A 16,869-nucleotide genomic window follows, 5' to 3' on the forward strand; every position below is an offset into this window, starting at 1 on the left:
AAATACTGAAACCTCAGCATCTTGCTCGACTTTGTCCGCTTTCATGGTCCTATGCAGCTCATCGCGAACGCGCCCGGAGACGCCCTCACCCGGCGCCGGCACGTCGATCTGCTGCGCGTGAACTCCTCGGGTTGTTGAACGACGGCGTACTTCTTCCCGCCCGTCTCCTTCCCGATCCGTAGGAGTACCCCCATGCGTCGCCTCGTCCTGATCGCGTTGCTCGGCTCGATCGCCCAGCTCGTCGACGGCACCCTCGGCATGGCGTACGGCGTCACCGCCAGTACCGCTCTGCTCATCACCGGGATCACCCCGGCGGTCGCCTCCGCCTCGGTGCACCTGGCCGAGGTCGGCACCACGCTGGCCTCCGGCCTGTCGCACTGGCGGTTCGGCAACGTCGACTGGCGCGTCGTCGCGCTGATCGGTGCACCCGGCGCGGTCGGGGCGTTCGCCGGTGCGACGTTCCTGTCCAGCCTCTCGACCGAGTCGGCGTCGCTGTGGGTCGCCGGCCTGCTGCTCCTGCTCGGCGTGTACATCCTGGTCCGGTTCGGCACCGGGAAGGTCCGCGCGGTGATCGAGGGCCGCCCGGCCGGGAAGTTCCTCGGCCCGCTCGGTCTGGTGGCCGGCTTCATCGACGCCACCGGCGGTGGCGGCTGGGGCCCGGTCGCGAACTCCGCGCTGCTGTCCAGCGGCAAGCTGGCGCCGCGCCGGGCCGTCGGTTCGGTGAACGCCGCCGAGTTCCTGGTCTCCGTCGCCGCCAGCATCGGGTTCCTGTTCGGGCTGGGCGGGAAGCACCTGCCGTTCGGCATCGTCGCCGCGCTGCTGATCGGCGGCGTGATCGCGGCGCCGCTCGCCGCCTGGCTGGTGTCCCGGCTGGCCACCCGCTGGCTCGGGGTCGGGGTCGGCCTGGTGCTGATCCTGACCAACGCCCGCACCGTGCTGAACGGCCTCGACGTCACCGCCGGCCCGCGGTACGCCGTCTACACGGCCCTCGTCCTCGGCTGGGCCGCGATCGTCACGTACGGCGTCCGCACCGCGGCCCGCCGTACCGTCCGCGAGGCCGAACGGCTGCTCGACGAAACCGAGCTCGAGCCCGCTTCCTGAGCTTCACCTTCCGCCAAGACAAAGGTCTTCCTGTGAGCATCTCCGCCACTCGTACGTTCCGCCTGCTCGCCGCCGCCCTGTCCCTCACTATCGCCGTCACCGCCGCGGGCTGCTCGCGCGCCGACAGCAACGAGACGGCCGCCGCGTCGAGCGACAAAGGTCCCGCCACCGAGCTGCGGCTCGGTTACTTCCCGAACGTCACCCACGCCGCCGCACTGGTCGGCCTCGGCAAGGGCCTGTTCACCAAGGAGCTCGGCAGCACGAAGCTGGTGCCGACCAAGTTCAACGCCGGCCCCGAGGCCGTCGGCGCGCTGCTCGGCGGCTCGCTCGACGCGTCCTTCATCGGCTCCGGCCCGGCGATCAACGCCTACGCGAAGTCGAACGGCGAGGCGGTCCGGCTGATCGCCGGCACCACGTCAGGCGGCGCGCAGCTGGTGGTCAAGCCGACCATCACCAAGGCGGCCGACCTGGTCGGCAAGACCGTCGTCACGCCGCAGCTCGGCAACACGCAGGACGTGTCGCTGAAGAAGTGGCTCGCCGAGAACCAGCTGACCGGCAAGGTCAAGGTGACCAACCTGGAGAACGCCCAGACGCTGGACGCGTTCAAGAAGGGCGACGTGGACGCGGCCTGGCTGCCCGAGCCCTGGTCGTCCCGGCTGGTCCTGGACGCGGGCGCGAAGGTGCTGCTCGACGAGGCGTCGTTGTGGCCGAACGGGCAGTTCCCGACGACTGTGCTGATCGTCCGGACGCAGTTCCTGAAGGAGCACCCGGCGACCGTGACGGCACTGTTGAAGGGCTTGAACGCGGCCATCGACTTCAGCACGTCGGACGCCGCACAGGCGAAGGCCGTGGTGAACGACCAGCTGAAGGCAGCGACCGGCAAGGCGCTGAAACCGGCGGTCATCGACCGGGCGTGGCGGCACATCAAGATCACCGCGGACCCGATTGCCGCCACCTTCCCGCAGCTCGCCAAGGACCAGGTCACCGCGGGGATCGCGAAGCAGGCGCCGAACGTGGCCGGCTTCGCGGACCTGGGCCCGCTGAACGAGGTCCTCACCCAGGCAGGCAAGCCGGCAGTAGACGCCGCCGGCCTGGACGCCAAGTAGCAGTAAGGAGAGCCCGATGACGGTGTTGAATTCCGCGCCTCCGGCGCGGGGGTCCCGGGGCTGTGACTCCCGGTCTTCCCTCGTCGCTCCAGTCGCTTCGCTCCCTGCGCTCCTCAGTCCAGACCGGGAGGCCCCGTGACCGCGACCGTCGACGCACCGCCGGACCAGCTCACTCCGGTGCGGTTTCATCAAGTAGGGAAGGCGTTCGGCAGCGGACGGAGGGCGGTGGTCGCGCTGGACGGCGTCGACCTCGAGGTCGGTGCCGGCGAGTTCGTCTGCCTGCTCGGCGCCTCCGGGTGCGGCAAGACCACGCTGCTCAACCTGGTCGCCGGCCTGGACCGGCCGACGAGCGGCCGCATCGAGCTGAACTCGTCCCGCCCGGCGGTCGTCTTCCAGGAGGCCGCGCTGATGCCGTGGCTGACGGCCGCCGGGAACGTCGAGCTTCCGCTGCGGATGGCCGGCGTACCGAAGGCGCAGCGGCGGGCCAAGGCCGCGGAGCTGCTGGAGCTGGTGCGGCTCGGCGGGCTCGGCGACAAGCGGCCGCACGAGTTGTCCGGTGGCATGCGGCAACGGGTCGCGCTCGCCCGCGCCTTGGCCTCGACGACCGACAGTGCTGATGCGGGGAAGCCGTCGTTGCTGCTGATGGACGAGCCGTTCTCGGCGCTCGACGCGATCACCCGCGACGTCCTCCAGGGCGAGTTGCTGCGGATCTGGCGTGCGACCGGTACGGCGATCCTGTTCGTCACGCACGACGTCCGCGAAGCGGTGCGGCTCGGGCAGCGCGTCGTACTGCTGTCGTCGCGTCCCGGGCGCGTCGTACAGCAGTGGGATGTGGACGATGCTCGCGACGTCAACAGCACGGCCGACGAGATCAACACCGCGCTGCGCAAGGTGATCAGCAGTCATGCCGCTTGACGTCCGGGAAGGATCCGTCGAGGCCGGCCTGGACGCCCTCGACACACCTGTCAACGCGCCCGAGGGTTCGCGGGTACGGCGGATCGCCGCGCGCGTCCTGCCGCCGGTCGGAGCGATTGTCGTCCTGGTCGCGATCTGGCAGGCGTTGTGGGCCGCGGCGTTCTGGCCCGAGTTCAAACTGCCTTCGCCGGCGGCCGTCTGGGGTCAGATCTGGCAGCTGGTGACGAGCGGCGACATCGTCGAGCTGTTCTGGGTGTCCGTGCACCGGGCCGTCATCGGGTTCGCGATCTCGCTGCTGATCGCCGTACCGCTGGGACTCGCGATCGCGAACCTCCGGGTCGTACGGCGGGGGATCGGGCCGCTCGTGTCGGGGCTGCAGAGCCTGCCCTCGGTGGCGTGGGTGCCGGCGGCGATCCTGTGGTTCGGGCTGAACGACCGCGCGATCTACTGGGTGGTGCTGCTCGGCGCGGTGCCGTCGATCGCGAACGGGCTGGTGTCCGGTCTCGACCAGGTGCCGCCGATCCTGCCGCGGGTCGGCAAGGCACTCGGCGCCGGCCGCTTCGGCGGAATCCGGTACATCCTGCTGCCCGCGGCGCTGCCCGGGTTCCTCGGCGGGCTCAAGCAGGGCTGGGCGTTCTCGTGGCGGTCGCTGATGGCGGCCGAGCTGATCGCGACCTCGCCGGAGCTCGGCGAGGGTCTCGGGCAGTTCCTGCACAACGGCATGTCGCTGTCGGACATCTCGATGGTGTTCGCCGGCATCGTGCTGATCTTCGCGGTCGGCGTCGGGATCGAACTGCTGGTGTTCCGCCCGCTCGAGAACTCGGTGCTCCGCGCCCGCGGACTCACCACCTCCGCCCGCTGAAACGGTTCGCGCCGTACTGTTGGAGCGTGGTCCGATTTCTGCCGTTCCTGATCAGCCTGGCGCTCACTGTCTACGCGCTGTTCTCCTGCATCCAGACACCCGATGAAGACGTGCCCCAGCTGCCGAAGCTGCTGTGGATCGTCCTGATCGTGTTCGTCCCGTTCGCCGGGCCGATCGTCTGGCTGCTGATGTCGCGGGCGCAGGCCAACCGCCAGGAGAGCGTCGTACGGCGGGAACCGTCGAAGCGGCCTGCGCGGCCGCTGGCGCCCGACGACGATCCGGACTTCCTCAAGTCACTGGACCGCTACCGGGACCCGCGCACGACCGTGAAACCGCCCGAGCCCGAGGGCCCGGCGGACGAGCCGAAGCCGCCGAAGAAACCGAAGGACACCAAGGGGTCCGAGGACACCCCGTCCGAGACCGACGACGGTAAGGCCTGAGTTTTCACCCAGGCCTTACGACGCGGTTCGCCGGCTGGGTCCTAGGCGGACTTCCGGTGTTCGGGCAGGAGGGTGTTGTCGCGCTCGGACTCCGTCGTGCCGCCCCAGACGCCGTACGGCTCGCCGACGGCGAGGGCGTGCTGGCGGCACTCGGGCTGGACCGGGCAGGTTCCGCACAGCGACTTGGCCACCATCTCGCGAGCGCGTTTGCGAACGCCACGCTCCGATTCGGGTGAGAAGAAGAGTTCCGGGTTGACGTCCCGGCATGCGGCTTGTGACTGCCAGTCCCACAGATCCATGAGCGGGCGGGGCAGACGAGGCATCCCTCTCGACATGGCAACCTCCTATGACTCACCGTGAGCGCGGACGGGCGCTCGGTGAAAACTATGCTCATCTCTTACGTAGTTCAACCCTTGTTGTCTCGAAGTTCGGGCCATTTGTTATCGCCGCGTGCCGTAGCGGCCCGTGATCGGCGCTTTTCAGGCGGCGGGCGTGTTCACGTCATCACCTGATGTGACATGAGTCACTTCAACGGTGCAAGTTCGTCTGCACGTGCAGATGCCTCAGGCACCGATCTCGGGGTCGAATCGGTAGTACTCGTGGGCTCCGTGGGGTGTGTTCCGTTCGCCGGTCAGGGCCCGGATCACTGTCGCGTGCGTGATCGCCAGCACCGGTCCGTCGGTACTGGCGGTGTGCCGGGCGAGGGCGGCGCGGGCGCGTTCGCGGACCCGGGAGAGCGGCTCCCAGGGTCGCGGGATGCCGTCCGGCCATTCGCCGTCGTACGCCTCGAACTCGGCCTGCGCCGCGCGGACGTCGGCGGCGCTGCGCCACAGGCCGGTGTGGTCCGGCAACCAGTCGCGGAGGTCGTAGTCGACCTTGACGCCGAGCGCGAGCCGGTGGCCGATGATCGCGGCGCTGTGCAGCGCCCGGGTGAACGGTGAGCTGACCAGGTACGTCGCGCGGATGCCGCCGAGCAGGTCGGCGAGCTCCTCGGCCTGTTTCATCCCGAGCGTGGTGAGCGGGGCGGAGTCGGCGGCCATTCCGGGCCAGCCGCGGGAATCGATCGGCTCGTAGTCCGGCTCCCCGTGCCGGACGAGGTAGATCTGCGTCACGGGCATGTTCTACCTGAGATGTCTGGCCCCCGCCCACCCACGGGTGTGGCCGGGCGGTGGCGAGTCGGTCAGGGACGCCGGCGGCCGCACCTGGTGCAGCTCGTCGAACAGGTTGTCGAGGCCGGCGCGTGGCGCCACCGGCGAGGTCTGCGCGTCGATCCAGCGGATCTCGGTCGCGCCATGATGGCCGTGCACGGCCAGGATCGCGTCGACGTTCGGCCAGACGGCCGTCGCGGGGTTGTCGCCGCGCCAGCGCAGGGCCACCGAGCCGTCGGTGAACTCGCACCCTTCCGCCACCACGCCGGTCCCGGACACGCCACTGGGATCTCGGTACCGAACCAACTCGAAGGTCCGTGGCCTCACCACCTGCTGCACTCCCCGATGTCTCGATCCGGTCTTGCAGCGATCAACGAGGCCACCGGTCAGGTGGTTACTGGCGAGCAACCGTCCGCCCCTGAAAACGCCCTCCGCGGTACGGATGTTCATGGGTGCTATTGTCGTTCTCGTGAAGCGCAGCTATTGGCGATTTTTTGAGTGGCCGGCCCTGGTGCCGGGCGACTCAGCCGATTGCTGACGCCCACCCGCAGACACCAGAGCCGGCACGAAGGCAAGGACAACCGTCCTTGCCTTTTCTCGTTCCCAGCCGGCTGACTGCGTCGCAACGCATGCGGACCGGCGGAAAGGTCCCCAGGATGAACACCCTCCCGAAACCGAGCGAACAGCAGTCTCGCGTCGTCGACCGACGTATCGAGAAGACCGTCCCGCTGGTCACCCCGCTTGCCCTGCACGACGAGTTCCCGCTCAGCGACGACGTCGCCCGGACCGTGGCCGACGGACGCCAGGCAGTGGCCGACGTACTGAACGGCGTCGACGACCGCCTGCTGGTTGTCGTCGGCCCGTGCTCGGTCCACGACGCCGACGCGGCGCTCGAGTACGCCGAACGCCTCCGCCCGGTCGCCGAGCGGCTGTCCGACGGCCTCCTCGTCGTTATGCGGGTGTACTTCGAGAAGCCGCGCTCGACCCTCGGCTGGAAGGGCCTCATCAACGACCCGGGCCTGGACGGCTCCGGTGACGTGAACCGCGGCCTGCGGATCGCCCGGCGCCTGCTCGTGCAGGTCAGTGAGCTGGGACTTCCGGTCGGCTGCGAGTTCCTCGACCCGATCACCCCGCAGTACATCGCGGACACCGTGGGCTGGGGTGCGATCGGTGCCCGGACCGTGGAGAGCCAGGTCCACCGGCAGCTGTCGTCCGGCCTGTCGATGCCGATCGGGATGAAGAACCGTCCGGACGGATCGATCGCCACCGCCGTCGACGCGATCAAGGCAGCCGCCGTACCGCATGTCTTCAGCGGTATCGACCACGACGGCGCGCCCGCGATCCTGCACACCCGCGGCAACCCGGACTGCCACCTGGTACTGCGTGGCTCGGACAGCGGCCCGAACTACGACGCGGAGTCCGTCGCGGGCGCGCAGGAGCTGCTGCGCAAGGCCGGGCTGGCCGAGCGGGTCGTCATCGATGCCAGCCACGGGAACAGCCGCAAGGACCACCGCCGGCAGCCGGTCGTCGCCGAGGAGATCGGCGCGCAGGTCGCGGCCGGCAACCAGGCGATCGTCGGCGTGATGCTGGAGTCGTTCCTGCAGGAGGGTCGCCAGGACCTCGACCCGACCCAGGAGCTGGTCTACGGCCAGTCGATCACCGACGCCTGCATGAGCTGGGAGACGACTGAGCAGACCCTCCAGAAGCTCCGCGACGCGGCGGTCGCACGGCGGGGCCAGAGCTAGACAGGGACGATGTCCATCATGCCCGCGATCCGTGCTGCGGATCGCGGGCTGCATCAAGGGTCCGTTTGATGACGCCCAAGCCGTGCGTCATCGCCTCGGCCATCGACGAGGCCAGCTCGTCGGGGAGCACGTCCCGGATCCACACCAGCCGGCACCGCCACTCGCCGTCGGCGACGACCTGCATGGAGGCGTTGTCGTGATCCGGTTGAATGTTGCCGCCGACGACCGCATAGACGATCCGGCGGGTGTGGTGGTCAACGCTGACCCGTCGTTCCCGGACCACCGTCCCGTCGGCGAAGGTGACGACCCGGCAGTCGGCATCGACCTGGGTGTCTTCCACGAACCCCGGCGCCATCCGCGAGGGACCCGTGGCGAAGTCGCCGATCACCTTCCACACCTCCTCGGCAGTGGACTCGATCACGATTTCCTTGCTGATAGACGCCATGTCTCCTACCTATGGTCTCTTTGCTGCAACAGGGGTTGAGGGTCAGTCGCGGAGACAAGCCTGTCCCGAAAGCCGCCCGCCGGTCTTGAAGATCCTTGCGGGACTGTCGCACCCACCGCATAGCATCCGGAGGTGCTCTCCTTCGTTGATCTGGCAACCAGCGCGGACTTCACCGTCGCCGCGGTGGACTGTCGAGACGATCACCGCGGCTGGTCGAGTGAGCAGCCGCGCGAGGACGTGCGGCTCGTGTTCGTGCGCCACGGCGGGTTCCGCCGACGGGTTCGCGGTGTCTGCGCGGACCTCGACCACACCGTCGGCTATCTCGGGATGCCCGGCGAGGAGGAGCACTTCGCGCATCCCGCCGGTAGTGACAGGTGCACCTCGATCAGCCTGACACCCGCGCTCTGGCACACCCTGGCCGGTGAGGCGCCACGGCTGGCCGGCTCGTCTGTGTACGTGGAGGGCAGGCTCGACCTCGCCCACCGACAACTCCTGGCCGCCACCTGCGCCGCCGACACCGACTACGCGGCGGCCGAAGAACTGCTCGGCCTGGTGAGCAAGGTCGTCCGGCAGGTCGTGGCCACTACCATCCCGGACAACGACCGCACACGCGCCGGTGACCGAGCGCTGGTAGCCCGGGCCCGCAGCGTGATCAGCGACGGTCATCCCGCCGCGGCCGGCCTGATTCCGCTCGCCGCACTGCTCGGCGTCTCGCCCTATCGGCTCAGCCGTGCCTTCACCCGCGAACTCGGGGTGTCTCTGACTCGCCACCGCAACCGAGTCCGCGTCGCCCGCGCACTGGATCGGCTGGAGGCCGGCGAACCGAGCCTTGCAGTCCTCGCCGCCGACCTCGGCTTTGCTGACCAGGCACACCTGTGCCGGACCATGCGCGAACACCTGGGACACACGCCGACCGCGCTGCGCAGACTGCTCGCCTGAGGCTGCTGTCCCGGCGCGCCTAGCTGTTCATCTCGCGGTTTCGCGTCGGCTACGGACCGCCCCTAAGGTCCCGACCATGACTGTGTTGATGCCACGCCTCCGGCGCGGCGAGTCCTGGGGCTGCTGCTCCCGGTCTTCCCTCGTCGCTCCGGTCGCTTCGCTCCCTCCACTCCTCGGTCCAGACCGGGAGGCCCCATGACTGAGATCTCCCGGCGTCTGGTGCTCGGTTCGGTGGCGGGTGGGGCAGCGGTGTCGCTGCTCCCACCGTCACTGCACACCGCGATGGCGCAACCTGTGAGGCGTGGTGGTCTGCGCGCGATCGAGCACGTGATCGTGCTGATGCAGGAGAACCGCTCGTTCGACCACTACTACGGAACGCTGCGCGGTGTCCGCGGGTACGGCGACCGGCAGCCGCTGCGGCTGCGCAACGGCAAGAGCATCTTCCACCAGCCGAGGACGGGTGGCGGCGAGGTTCTCCCGTTCTCGCTCCGGAAGGCCGCCGCCGACGCGGGCCGCAACCCGGACGACATCCAGTACCTCGGCGCCCTGGCCCACGGGTTCGGCGACGCCACGCAGGCCTGGGCGGACGGCTGGAACAACGACTGGGTGCAGGCCAAGACAGCCGCCACCATGACCTATTACGACCGCCGCGCCATCCCGCTGCAGTACGAGCTCGCCGAGACGTTCACGATCTGCGACGCGTACCACTGCTCGGTCAACGGTTCGACCAACCCGAACCGCAACTACCTGTGGTCGGGCACGGTCGGCTACGAGCCCGGTACGACGCAGCGCGCGGTGACGAACGCGGCGTACGACTACGACCACAAGGGCTACGACTGGACGACGTACCCGGAACGGCTGGAGCGGGCCGGTGTCTCCTGGCAGATCTACCAGGAGTGGGACAACTTCACGGACAACGCCGTCGAGTACTTCAAGACCTTCAAGGAGATCGGGCACCGGATCCTCGAGAACGTGCCGGGCGGCTACCGGACGACCGAGGAGTTCTACGACAAGCTGTTCGCGAAGACGGAGGCCGAGCGGACCGTCGCACTGCAGCAGCTGGACGCGGCGGTCGGGAAGCTCCCGGCCGCCGAGCAGGACCTGTTCCGCAAGGCGATGTACCGGTCCGAGCCGGAGTCGCTGGTGCCGCGGCTGCGCGCCGACATCAAGGCCGGCACGCTGCCGAAGGTGAGCTGGCTGGTCCCGTCCGCGGTCGACTCCGAGCACCCCGGTTCGTCCACCCCGGTCGGCAGCGCGAACCTGATCTACGACGTGCTCGACGCGATCGCTTCCGACCCGGAGACCTGGTCGAAGACCGTGTTGCTGATCAACTTCGACGAGAACGACGGGTACTTCGACCACGTCCCGCCGCCGGTCGCGCCGCGGCCGGCGGCAACTGACGGGGGCGAGGGCGACGAATGGTACGCCGGGAAGCCGATCGGTCTCGGCCCACGCGTCCCGATGACCGTGGTGTCGCCGTGGACGGTCGGCGGTCACGTGAACTCGCAGGTCTTCGACCACACCTCGGTACTGCGGTTCCTCGAACTCTGGACCGGTGTCCGCGAGCCGAACATCAGCTCCTGGCGACGGACGGTCTGCGGTGACCTGACCTCGACGTTCGACTTCGACCGCAGCTACCGGCAGCCGTCCGTCGACAAACCCGGCCCGGTCCCGGCACCCATCAATCGCTGGCACCCGGCCCCGCCCGTCGACCAGGCTGTCCCGGCGCAGGAGCCCGGTCGGCGTCCCGCGCGCGCACTCCCTTACGGGCCTGCGGTTTCGGGGTCAGTGGCCGACGGCAAGCTAATGCTTGCCCTTAGCAACCACGGCCCGCAGTCGGCGCATTTCGCTGTCTATCCGTACGGCGGTGAACTCCCGGCGCCGGCGCACTTCGACGTCCACCACACGCAGGCGGACGAGACTCCGGGGGACACCCCGACGGTGGTCGCGATCCCTGTCGACGGTCCGTTCGAACTCGCGGTCCAGGGCCCGAACCGGTTCTGGACGGAGATCGCCGGTTCGGCTGCCGGTCCTGCCGCGGGTCTCGACGTACGCATCGAGAACCGCGCCGGCGCGCTTGAGTTGCACCTCGTCAACGCCTCGAGGAAACCGCTGAGCGTCAAGCTGAAGGCTCGTGGTTACGGCACGAAGACCACGACGATCGAGCTCCGCGGCAAGCAGTCCCGCCCGATCTTCTGGCCGACCGACAGCGGCTGGTACGACGTCGAGGTCACGACCCCCGAGGACCCGACGTACCGCCGTCGCGTGTCCGGCCACCTGGAAGCGGGCAAACCGAGCATCACCGGCTAAGGCGATCCGATCGGTGCGAGCCGGAGGACGGCGTCGGCGTGCTGCCGGGTGGTATCGACGAGGCGTGCGTTCGCCTCGTCGCTCCCGGTGGTCCGCGCCAGCGCCTCCTTCGGATCGCGGCCGTGCCGGACATGCCGGGCGGCGAGTCGTTCCCGGCGGACGGCCGGATCCAGGTCGACGAACCAGCATTCGTCCAGCAGCGGGTGAATCATTGCCCATGGCCCCTGATCGAGCAGCAGGTAGTTTCCTTCAGTGACGACCAGCCGGACGTCGTCCGCGATCGCAAGCGCGGCGGCGATCGGCTCCTCGAGATCCCGGTCGAACCGCGGCGCCCAGACGGTCCGCCCGGAGGGTGCCCGCAGCCGGTTGAGAAGTGCGACGTACCCGTCGACGTCAAAGGTCTGCGGTGCTCCCTTGACCGGGACCAGGCCCAGCGCGTCCACCGCGGCGTGGGCCAGGTGGAATCCGTCCATCGGCACGAGTGCCACGCGATGACCTTCGGCCCGGAGGTCGCCGACCAGCTGTTCGGCGTACGTCGACTTGCCGGCTCCGGGAGGTCCCGCGAGACCGAGCAACGTCCGTCGCTCGCGCCGGACCAGCTCGACGGCCCGGGTGTGGGCGGCCGACTGGTTCAGCTGTGGGATGCACGGTGTTCTCACGCGGGTGTGCTCCGATCCGGGCGGCCTTCGGCTGTCCGGCAGCCGCAGCTCTCGCGGTGCTCGATCTCGGCAGGCAGCCGTTCGATTCGCCGCGGCGCGAACGGGTCGGCCAGTCGGCGCAGCAGGAGTTGCACCGCTCGGGCTCCCATCGCGTGGAACGGCTGCGCCGCGGCGGTGAGTGCCGGGGACATCGCACTCGCCCACTCGAAGTCGTCGAACGTGACCAGCGCCATGTCCTCCGGGATCCGGTGCCGGGTCTGTTTCAGCGCCAGCAACGCACCGATCGTCATCGCATTGTTCCCGCAGAACATCGCCGTTGGCGGGTCCGGCAGGTGCAGCAGCGAGATGACTGCGGCGCGCCCACCGGCCACCGTCGAGTGCGCGTCGACGATGAGGTCGTCGTCGACCGGGATCCCGGCGACGTCGTGCGCGCGCCGGTAGCCCTGCCGTCGCTCGTCCGTGGTGGACAGACCCGCGAGGCCGGCCAGCATCCCGATGCGGCGATGGCCGATCTCGATCAGATGCTCGACCAGAGCCGCGGCCACCGATTCGTTCTCGGTGCCGACCTGGTCGGTACGGACGTCACTCATCCGGTCGACCAGCACGAACGGCGTCTCGTGCTTGCGCAAGACCGGCAGGGTCGTTTCCTTCCAGCCCGGCGTCGGCGCGATGATCACGGCCTCGACGTTGTGGGCGAGCAGGGTGGCGACCGCGCTCGCCTCCAGTTGGGCGTCGTCGTGGGTGTCGCACAGCAGCAGCGCGAAACCGGCCCGGCTCGCCTCCGACTCCACGCCGGCGATGAGATCGCCGAAGTACGGGTTCGAGGCGCCGGTGATCGCCAGCCCGAGCGCGCGGCCGGAGCGCTTCGACACGATCGGCGCCGGCGGGGCGTAGTCGAGGGCGTCGAGGGCGTGCCGGACCCGCTCGCGGGTGTCCGGAGCGACGTACCGCGTGCCGTTCAGGACATGGGAGACGGTGCTGATCGACACCTCGGCCAGCTTGGCCACGTCGACCAGCCGTGCACCTCGACGCGGGCCGGCCATGCGGGCATCGTCTCCGGGCGGAAACTTCCGCGCAATCTTTTGCGCAAATCGTTCCGCGCTCATCTGAGCAGTCCTAGGTTGTGCAGCACCGCAGGCCACCCGGCCGCGGGAGCGGGACGATCAGCACAGCAGGAGGCTCCGATGAAGTCCACCGGAATCCGGCGGTCGACCGCCGCCTTGTCCGCACTCGCGTGCGTCGGCGCACTGGTGCTCAGCGCCTGTACGACGACGAAGAAGTCAGGGCCCGGATCCGACGCGGGCGACAGTTCGGGGCCGGTCAAGGTCGGACTCGTCACCAAGACCGAGACCAACCCGTACTTCGTCAAACTGCGGGAGTCCGCCAAGGCCGCCGCCGAGGCGAAGGGCGGCAGCCTGATCGCACTGGCCGGCAAGTTCGACGGTGACAACGAGGGCCAGGTCACCGCGATCGAGAACCTCGTCCAGCAAGGTGTCAAAGGCATCCTGATCACCCCGAGCAACTCGGCCGGGGTACTGGGCGCGATCAAGCAGGCGCAGGACAAGGGGGTCGTGGTGATCGCGCTGGACACTCAGACCGAGCCCGCGGATGCGGTCGCGGCGACGTACGCGACCGACAACGAGAACGCCGGCAAGCTGATCGGCCAGTACGTCAAGGCGCGGCTCGGCGACACCAAACCGCAGTTGGTGATGATGGACCTCGACCCGAGCGCCAGCGTCGGCAAGCAGCGGCACAACGGCTTCCTCGAGGGAATGGGGCTGCCGCTGAACACCCCGGACATCATCGGCAGCGCGCTCACCCAGGGCGACCAGACCAAGGCGCAGCAGGCGATGGAGAACCTGCTCCAGCGGGTCGGCGGCCAGGTGAACGCGGTCTACAACATCAACGAGCCGGCCGCCCGCGGTGCGTACCAGGCGCTGAAGGAGAAGGGCCTGACCGGCAAGGTGCTCGTCGGCGCCATCGACGGCGGTTGCCAGGGTGTCCAGAACGTGAAGGACGGCCTGTTCGTCGGCACCGTGATGCAGTTCCCGAAGAAGATGGCCGAAGACGGCGTGAACGCGATCGTCGACTACGCCCGGTCCGGCAAGAAGCCGTCCGGCTTCATCGACACCGGCGCGACCCTGATCACCGACAAGCCCGTCCCGGGGCTGGAGTCCAAGGACACCGCCTGGGGCGCGCAGAACTGCTGGGGCTGATGTCGATGTCCATGACGAAGTCCGGGACACCTGCCACCGTCGATACCGGCCGCCGGAGCGACTCGGTGCGGGCGCTGTTCGCCCGCAACCCGGTGCTCGGTCCGACCGCCGCGCTGCTCGTCGCGATCGTCTTCTTCTCGTTCGCCACGAGCACGTTCGCGAACGTCGACAACTTCTCCTTCATCGTCCAGCAGTCGATCGTCGTCGGCACTTTGGCACTCGGCCAGACCCTGGTGATCCTGACCAGCGGCATCGACCTGGCGAATGCGTCGATCGCCGTTTTCGGCACGCTGCTGATGACCCGGCTCGCCACCGGGCACCTGCCCGGCCCGGTGGCGATGATCGTGGCGATCGTCGCCTGCGCCGCGGTGGCGACGCTGTCCGGTCTCCTGGTGAGCCGGATCAAGCTGCCGCCGTTCATCGTCACCCTCGGCATGCTCGCGGTGATGACCGCGGTGACGAACCTCTACAGCAAAGGCACCACGTGGCCGGTGCCGGACGGTCTGCTGACCTGGCTCGGTACGTCGCTCTACTTGTTCGGCCGGGTCCAGTTCACGATGGGCATGGTGCTGGCCGCCGTGCTGTTCGCGGTGACCTGGTTCGTGCTGGCCAAGACCGGGTGGGGCCGTCATGTCTATGCCGTGGGCAACGAACCGGAGGCCGCCCGGCTGACCGGTATCCACATCGACCGCACCCTGGTGAGCGTGTACCTGGTCGCCGGTGTCATCTACGGTTTCGCGGCCTGGATGGCGCTCGGCCGCACCCCGACCGCCGACCCGAACGCCTACCAGACCGGCAACCTGGACAGCATCACCGCTGTCGTCATCGGCGGCACCAGCCTGTTCGGCGGCCGCGGCGGCGTTCTGGGCACGATCGTCGGCGCGCTGATCGTCGCGGTCCTTCGCAGTGGTCTGACCCAGATGGGCATCGACTCGAATTACCAGAACCTCGCGACCGGCGTCCTGGTGATCGCGGCGGTCGCGTTCGACCAGGCGACCCGGAGGAGGAGCGCATGAGCGCCACGACAGTTGAGCGTACGGCGATGCTGACCGGTCGCGGACTGGTCAAACGGTACGGACACGTCACCGCGATCAACGGCGCCGACTTCGACCTGTACCCGGGGGAGGTGCTGGCGATCGTCGGTGACAACGGCGCCGGTAAGTCCAGTCTGATCAAGGCACTCACCGGTGCGCTGCAGCCGGACGCCGGAACCATCGAGCTCGACGGCCGGCCGGTGCACTTCCACTCCCCGCTGGACGCGCGCCGAAGCGGTATCGAAACGGTGTACCAGACGCTGGCGGTGGCGCCCGCTCTCGACATCACGACCAACCTGTTCCTCGGCCGGGAGATCCGCAGGGACGGCCTGCTCGGCAAGCTCCGGATACTCGACCGCAAGGCGATGCGCGCCGAGGCCCGCAACCAGCTGGATGCCCTGGGCATCGCAACGATCCAGGACATCACCCAGCCGGTGGAGAGCCTGTCCGGCGGTCAGCGGCAGGCGGTCGCGGTGGCCCGGGCGGCGATGTTCGGCAGCAAGGTCGTGATCATGGACGAGCCGACCGCCGCCCTCGGTGTCCGCGAGACCGCACACGTCCTCGAGCTGATCAAGCGGATCAGCAACCGCGGCCTGCCGGTCGTGCTGATCTCGCACGACATGCCGGCGGTCTTCGAGGTGTCCGACCGCATCCACGTCCACCGGCTCGGTCGGCGGACCGGGGTGGTCGATCCGAAGAAGGTCTCGATGAGCGACGTGGTGTCGTTCATCACCGGCGCCGAGGAGATCCCGGACGAGGCGATCGCCTCGTGATCAGCGTGCGATGGCCGCCGTACGGGCCTTGGTCACGGTGATCAGGTCGGCGGGGGACAGGCCGATGTCGAGGCCGCGCCGGCCGCCCGACACGTAGACCGTCGGGTGGTCGGCGGCGGTGCTGTCGACGACTGTGGGTAGGGCGCGTTTCTGGCCGATCGGGCTGATGCCGCCGACGACGTACCCGGTGGTGCGCTCGGCGGCCGCCGGGTCGGCCATCACCGCCTTCTTCCCGCCGGCCGCGGCCGCGATCGCCTTCAGGTCGAGCTGCTTGTCGACCGGTACGACGCCGACCGTGAGCTTCCCGTCGACCTCGACGAGCAGCGTCTTGAACACCTGCTCCGGCGCCAGCCCGAGCGCCTCGGCGGCCTCCAGCCCGAAGGACTTCGCCGCCGGGTCGTGCTCGTAGGCATGCGTCGTGAACTCGACCTTCGCCTTCGTCAACGCAACCGTCGCCGGCGTCCCTTGACTCTGCTTCTTCGCCACAGGGCGAGCTTAGTGAGAACGGTTGATGATCCGGACGCAGCAGTGGCCCGGGGTGGGGGCCAGCTCGGCCTGGAGCGGGGCGTGGAGGCTGGTCAGGAGGCCGGCGACCAGGTGCAGGTTCATGCTGCAGACCAGTTGCGGGTGGTCCTTGGCCAGTCGCCGGAACGGGCAGTTGGCCAGCGCGATCCCGTCGTCCTCCGGCCGCGGCTCGAACCCGTGCGCCTCGAGCACCTGCACCAGCACGTCCCCCTCACCGCGCTCCTGAGCAGCTCGGCCCAGGGCCTCGCCGTACTCGTGGGCTCGGCGGTTGACTGCCTCGCGGGGTGTGAGGTCGGTCATTTCGGCGTCCTGGATCGCGGTGGCGAGCAGGTGGCCGACGACGGCGTACTGGCGTTCGGGGAGGCTGATCTCGATCTCGCGGTCGGAGCGGTGGTACAGCTTCGCGGGCCGTCCCGCGCCCGGGCCGGTGCGGCCGGTGCGGCGCTCGTAGCAGGTGTCGAGCAGACCCTCTTCGGTCAGCTTGTCGAGATGGAACGCGACCGTGGTCCGCGGGAGCCCGAGCGCACCTGCGGCGTCGTCACGGCTCACAGGCTCGGGCCGGCCGACGACGTACGCGTACAGCCGACGCCGGGTCGGCTCCTCGAGTACGGCGACCGCCTGAACGGCGGCGTCCCAGGACGTGTCCACGGA

The 16,869-nt window shown here is 69.2% G+C and carries 20 protein-coding genes; 12 read left to right on the top strand and 8 right to left on the bottom strand.

Going from position 1 to position 16,869, the window contains the following annotated elements:
- The first annotated feature begins 51 nt into the window (after positions 1–51).
- The 6 genes from EV651_RS43190 (at position 52) to EV651_RS03000 (ending at position 4,424) form a co-directional block, all read left to right on the top strand.
- Positions 52–138, top strand: a complete 87-nt coding sequence (locus EV651_RS43190; protein ID WP_370342797.1) for a putative leader peptide — start codon at positions 52–54, stop codon at positions 136–138.
- Between the two features lie 54 nt (positions 139–192).
- Entirely contained in the window at positions 193–1,101 is a 909-nt protein-coding gene (locus EV651_RS02980; protein WP_133781659.1) for a sulfite exporter TauE/SafE family protein, read from the top strand.
- 32 nt (positions 1,102–1,133) lie between these two features.
- Complete coding sequence (locus EV651_RS02985) at positions 1,134–2,207, top strand: ABC transporter substrate-binding protein (protein WP_133781661.1); 1,074 nt, start codon at positions 1,134–1,136, stop codon at positions 2,205–2,207.
- A gap of 135 nt (positions 2,208–2,342) precedes the next feature.
- Positions 2,343–3,122, top strand: a complete 780-nt coding sequence (locus EV651_RS02990; RefSeq protein ID WP_133781663.1) for an ABC transporter ATP-binding protein — start codon at positions 2,343–2,345, stop codon at positions 3,120–3,122.
- On the top strand, positions 3,112–3,984 hold the full coding sequence (locus EV651_RS02995; RefSeq protein WP_133781665.1) for an ABC transporter permease: 873 nt from the start codon (positions 3,112–3,114) through the stop codon (positions 3,982–3,984). Before EV651_RS02990 ends, EV651_RS02995 begins: the two co-directional genes overlap by 11 nt.
- Before the next feature lie 26 nt (positions 3,985–4,010).
- A complete protein-coding gene (locus tag EV651_RS03000) occupies positions 4,011–4,424 on the top strand; it encodes a PLD nuclease N-terminal domain-containing protein (RefSeq protein WP_133781667.1) in 414 nt (137 codons plus the stop codon).
- A 41-nt stretch (positions 4,425–4,465) separates the two neighbouring features.
- Here the strand turns inward: EV651_RS03000 and EV651_RS03005 are convergent, their stop codons facing one another.
- The 3 genes from EV651_RS03005 to EV651_RS03015 all read right to left on the bottom strand — a co-directional run bounded on the left by EV651_RS03005 (position 4,466) and on the right by EV651_RS03015 (position 5,902).
- Positions 4,466–4,759, bottom strand: a complete 294-nt coding sequence (locus EV651_RS03005) for a WhiB family transcriptional regulator (RefSeq protein WP_130380423.1) — start codon at positions 4,757–4,759, stop codon at positions 4,466–4,468.
- Positions 4,760–4,987: 228 nt separating this feature from the next.
- Positions 4,988–5,536: a histidine phosphatase family protein gene (locus EV651_RS03010; protein WP_133781669.1), complete on the bottom strand. Its 549-nt coding sequence runs from the start codon at positions 5,534–5,536 to the stop codon at positions 4,988–4,990.
- 9 nt (positions 5,537–5,545) lie between these two features.
- Entirely contained in the window at positions 5,546–5,902 is a 357-nt protein-coding gene (locus EV651_RS03015) for a hypothetical protein (protein WP_370351947.1), read from the bottom strand.
- Between the two features lie 326 nt (positions 5,903–6,228).
- On the opposite strand from EV651_RS03015, the gene EV651_RS03020 reads away from it, so the two are divergent.
- Positions 6,229–7,317, top strand: a complete 1,089-nt coding sequence (locus EV651_RS03020) for a 3-deoxy-7-phosphoheptulonate synthase (protein ID WP_133781671.1) — start codon at positions 6,229–6,231, stop codon at positions 7,315–7,317.
- A 16-nt stretch (positions 7,318–7,333) separates the two neighbouring features.
- On the opposite strand, the gene EV651_RS03025 is transcribed toward EV651_RS03020, so the two are convergent.
- Complete coding sequence (locus EV651_RS03025; protein ID WP_133781673.1) at positions 7,334–7,762, bottom strand: SRPBCC family protein; 429 nt, start codon at positions 7,760–7,762, stop codon at positions 7,334–7,336.
- A 132-nt stretch (positions 7,763–7,894) separates the two neighbouring features.
- Between EV651_RS03025 and EV651_RS03030 the strand changes: the two genes are divergently transcribed.
- On the top strand, positions 7,895–8,701 hold the full coding sequence (locus EV651_RS03030) for an AraC family transcriptional regulator (RefSeq protein ID WP_133781675.1): 807 nt from the start codon (positions 7,895–7,897) through the stop codon (positions 8,699–8,701).
- Positions 8,702–8,896: 195 nt separating this feature from the next.
- Positions 8,897–11,011 carry a phosphocholine-specific phospholipase C gene (locus EV651_RS03035; RefSeq protein WP_133781677.1) on the top strand — a complete coding sequence of 705 codons (2,115 nt, stop codon included), beginning with the start codon at positions 8,897–8,899 and terminating at the stop codon, positions 11,009–11,011.
- Here EV651_RS03035 and EV651_RS03040 read toward each other — a convergent pair.
- Complete coding sequence (locus tag EV651_RS03040) at positions 11,008–11,670, bottom strand: nucleoside/nucleotide kinase family protein (RefSeq protein WP_238156615.1); 663 nt, start codon at positions 11,668–11,670, stop codon at positions 11,008–11,010. The two genes, EV651_RS03035 and EV651_RS03040, sit on opposite strands and share 4 nt — an antisense overlap.
- Complete coding sequence (locus EV651_RS03045; protein WP_133781679.1) at positions 11,667–12,713, bottom strand: LacI family DNA-binding transcriptional regulator; 1,047 nt, start codon at positions 12,711–12,713, stop codon at positions 11,667–11,669. Before EV651_RS03045 ends, EV651_RS03040 begins: the two co-directional genes overlap by 4 nt.
- A gap of 141 nt (positions 12,714–12,854) precedes the next feature.
- Here EV651_RS03045 and EV651_RS03050 point away from each other — a divergent pair, with 141 nt between their 5' ends.
- From EV651_RS03050 to EV651_RS03060, 3 genes are read left to right on the top strand one after another with little or no spacing between them, the layout of a single operon-like run.
- Complete coding sequence (locus tag EV651_RS03050; protein WP_133781681.1) at positions 12,855–13,886, top strand: substrate-binding domain-containing protein; 1,032 nt, start codon at positions 12,855–12,857, stop codon at positions 13,884–13,886.
- A gap of 5 nt (positions 13,887–13,891) precedes the next feature.
- Positions 13,892–14,902 carry an ABC transporter permease gene (locus tag EV651_RS03055; protein ID WP_238156616.1) on the top strand — a complete coding sequence of 337 codons (1,011 nt, stop codon included), beginning with the start codon at positions 13,892–13,894 and terminating at the stop codon, positions 14,900–14,902.
- Complete coding sequence (locus EV651_RS03060; protein WP_133781685.1) at positions 14,899–15,693, top strand: ATP-binding cassette domain-containing protein; 795 nt, start codon at positions 14,899–14,901, stop codon at positions 15,691–15,693. The genes EV651_RS03055 and EV651_RS03060 overlap by 4 nt, the downstream gene beginning before the upstream one ends.
- On the opposite strand, the gene ybaK is transcribed toward EV651_RS03060, so the two are convergent.
- Together ybaK and EV651_RS03070 are read right to left on the bottom strand one after the other, a co-directional pair.
- Positions 15,694–16,179 (bottom strand): Cys-tRNA(Pro) deacylase, encoded by a 486-nt coding sequence (ybaK, locus tag EV651_RS03065; protein WP_133781687.1) that lies wholly within the window; start codon positions 16,177–16,179, stop codon positions 15,694–15,696.
- A gap of 9 nt (positions 16,180–16,188) precedes the next feature.
- Entirely contained in the window at positions 16,189–16,866 is a 678-nt protein-coding gene (locus EV651_RS03070) for a metalloregulator ArsR/SmtB family transcription factor (protein WP_133781689.1), read from the bottom strand.
- Between the last annotated feature and the right edge of the window lie 3 nt (positions 16,867–16,869).

The organism is Kribbella sp. VKM Ac-2571 (genome assembly GCF_004362255.1).
In the GTDB taxonomy this organism is placed as follows: Bacteria; Actinomycetota; Actinomycetes; order Propionibacteriales; family Kribbellaceae; genus Kribbella; species Kribbella pratensis.

What these genes read in the sequence shown, in the direction of transcription:
- EV651_RS43190 (WP_370342797.1), top strand. Translation starts at nt 52, where the DNA reads ATGCAGCTCATCGCGAACGCGCCCGGAGACGCCCTCACCCGGCGCCGG.
- EV651_RS02980 (WP_133781659.1), top strand. Translation starts at nt 193, where the DNA reads ATGCGTCGCCTCGTCCTGATCGCGTTGCTCGGCTCGATCGCCCAGCTC.
- EV651_RS02995 (WP_133781665.1), top strand. Translation starts at nt 3,112, where the DNA reads ATGCCGCTTGACGTCCGGGAAGGATCCGTCGAGGCCGGCCTGGACGCC.
- EV651_RS03005 (WP_130380423.1), bottom strand. Translation starts at nt 4,759, where the DNA reads ATGTCGAGAGGGATGCCTCGTCTGCCCCGCCCGCTCATGGATCTGTGG.
- EV651_RS03020 (WP_133781671.1), top strand. Translation starts at nt 6,229, where the DNA reads ATGAACACCCTCCCGAAACCGAGCGAACAGCAGTCTCGCGTCGTCGAC.
- EV651_RS03025 (WP_133781673.1), bottom strand. Translation starts at nt 7,762, where the DNA reads ATGGCGTCTATCAGCAAGGAAATCGTGATCGAGTCCACTGCCGAGGAG.
- EV651_RS03035 (WP_133781677.1), top strand. Translation starts at nt 8,897, where the DNA reads ATGACTGAGATCTCCCGGCGTCTGGTGCTCGGTTCGGTGGCGGGTGGG.
- EV651_RS03045 (WP_133781679.1), bottom strand. Translation starts at nt 12,713, where the DNA reads ATGGCCGGCCCGCGTCGAGGTGCACGGCTGGTCGACGTGGCCAAGCTG.
- EV651_RS03050 (WP_133781681.1), top strand. Translation starts at nt 12,855, where the DNA reads ATGAAGTCCACCGGAATCCGGCGGTCGACCGCCGCCTTGTCCGCACTC.
- EV651_RS03055 (WP_238156616.1), top strand. Translation starts at nt 13,892, where the DNA reads ATGTCCATGACGAAGTCCGGGACACCTGCCACCGTCGATACCGGCCGC.
- EV651_RS03060 (WP_133781685.1), top strand. Translation starts at nt 14,899, where the DNA reads ATGAGCGCCACGACAGTTGAGCGTACGGCGATGCTGACCGGTCGCGGA.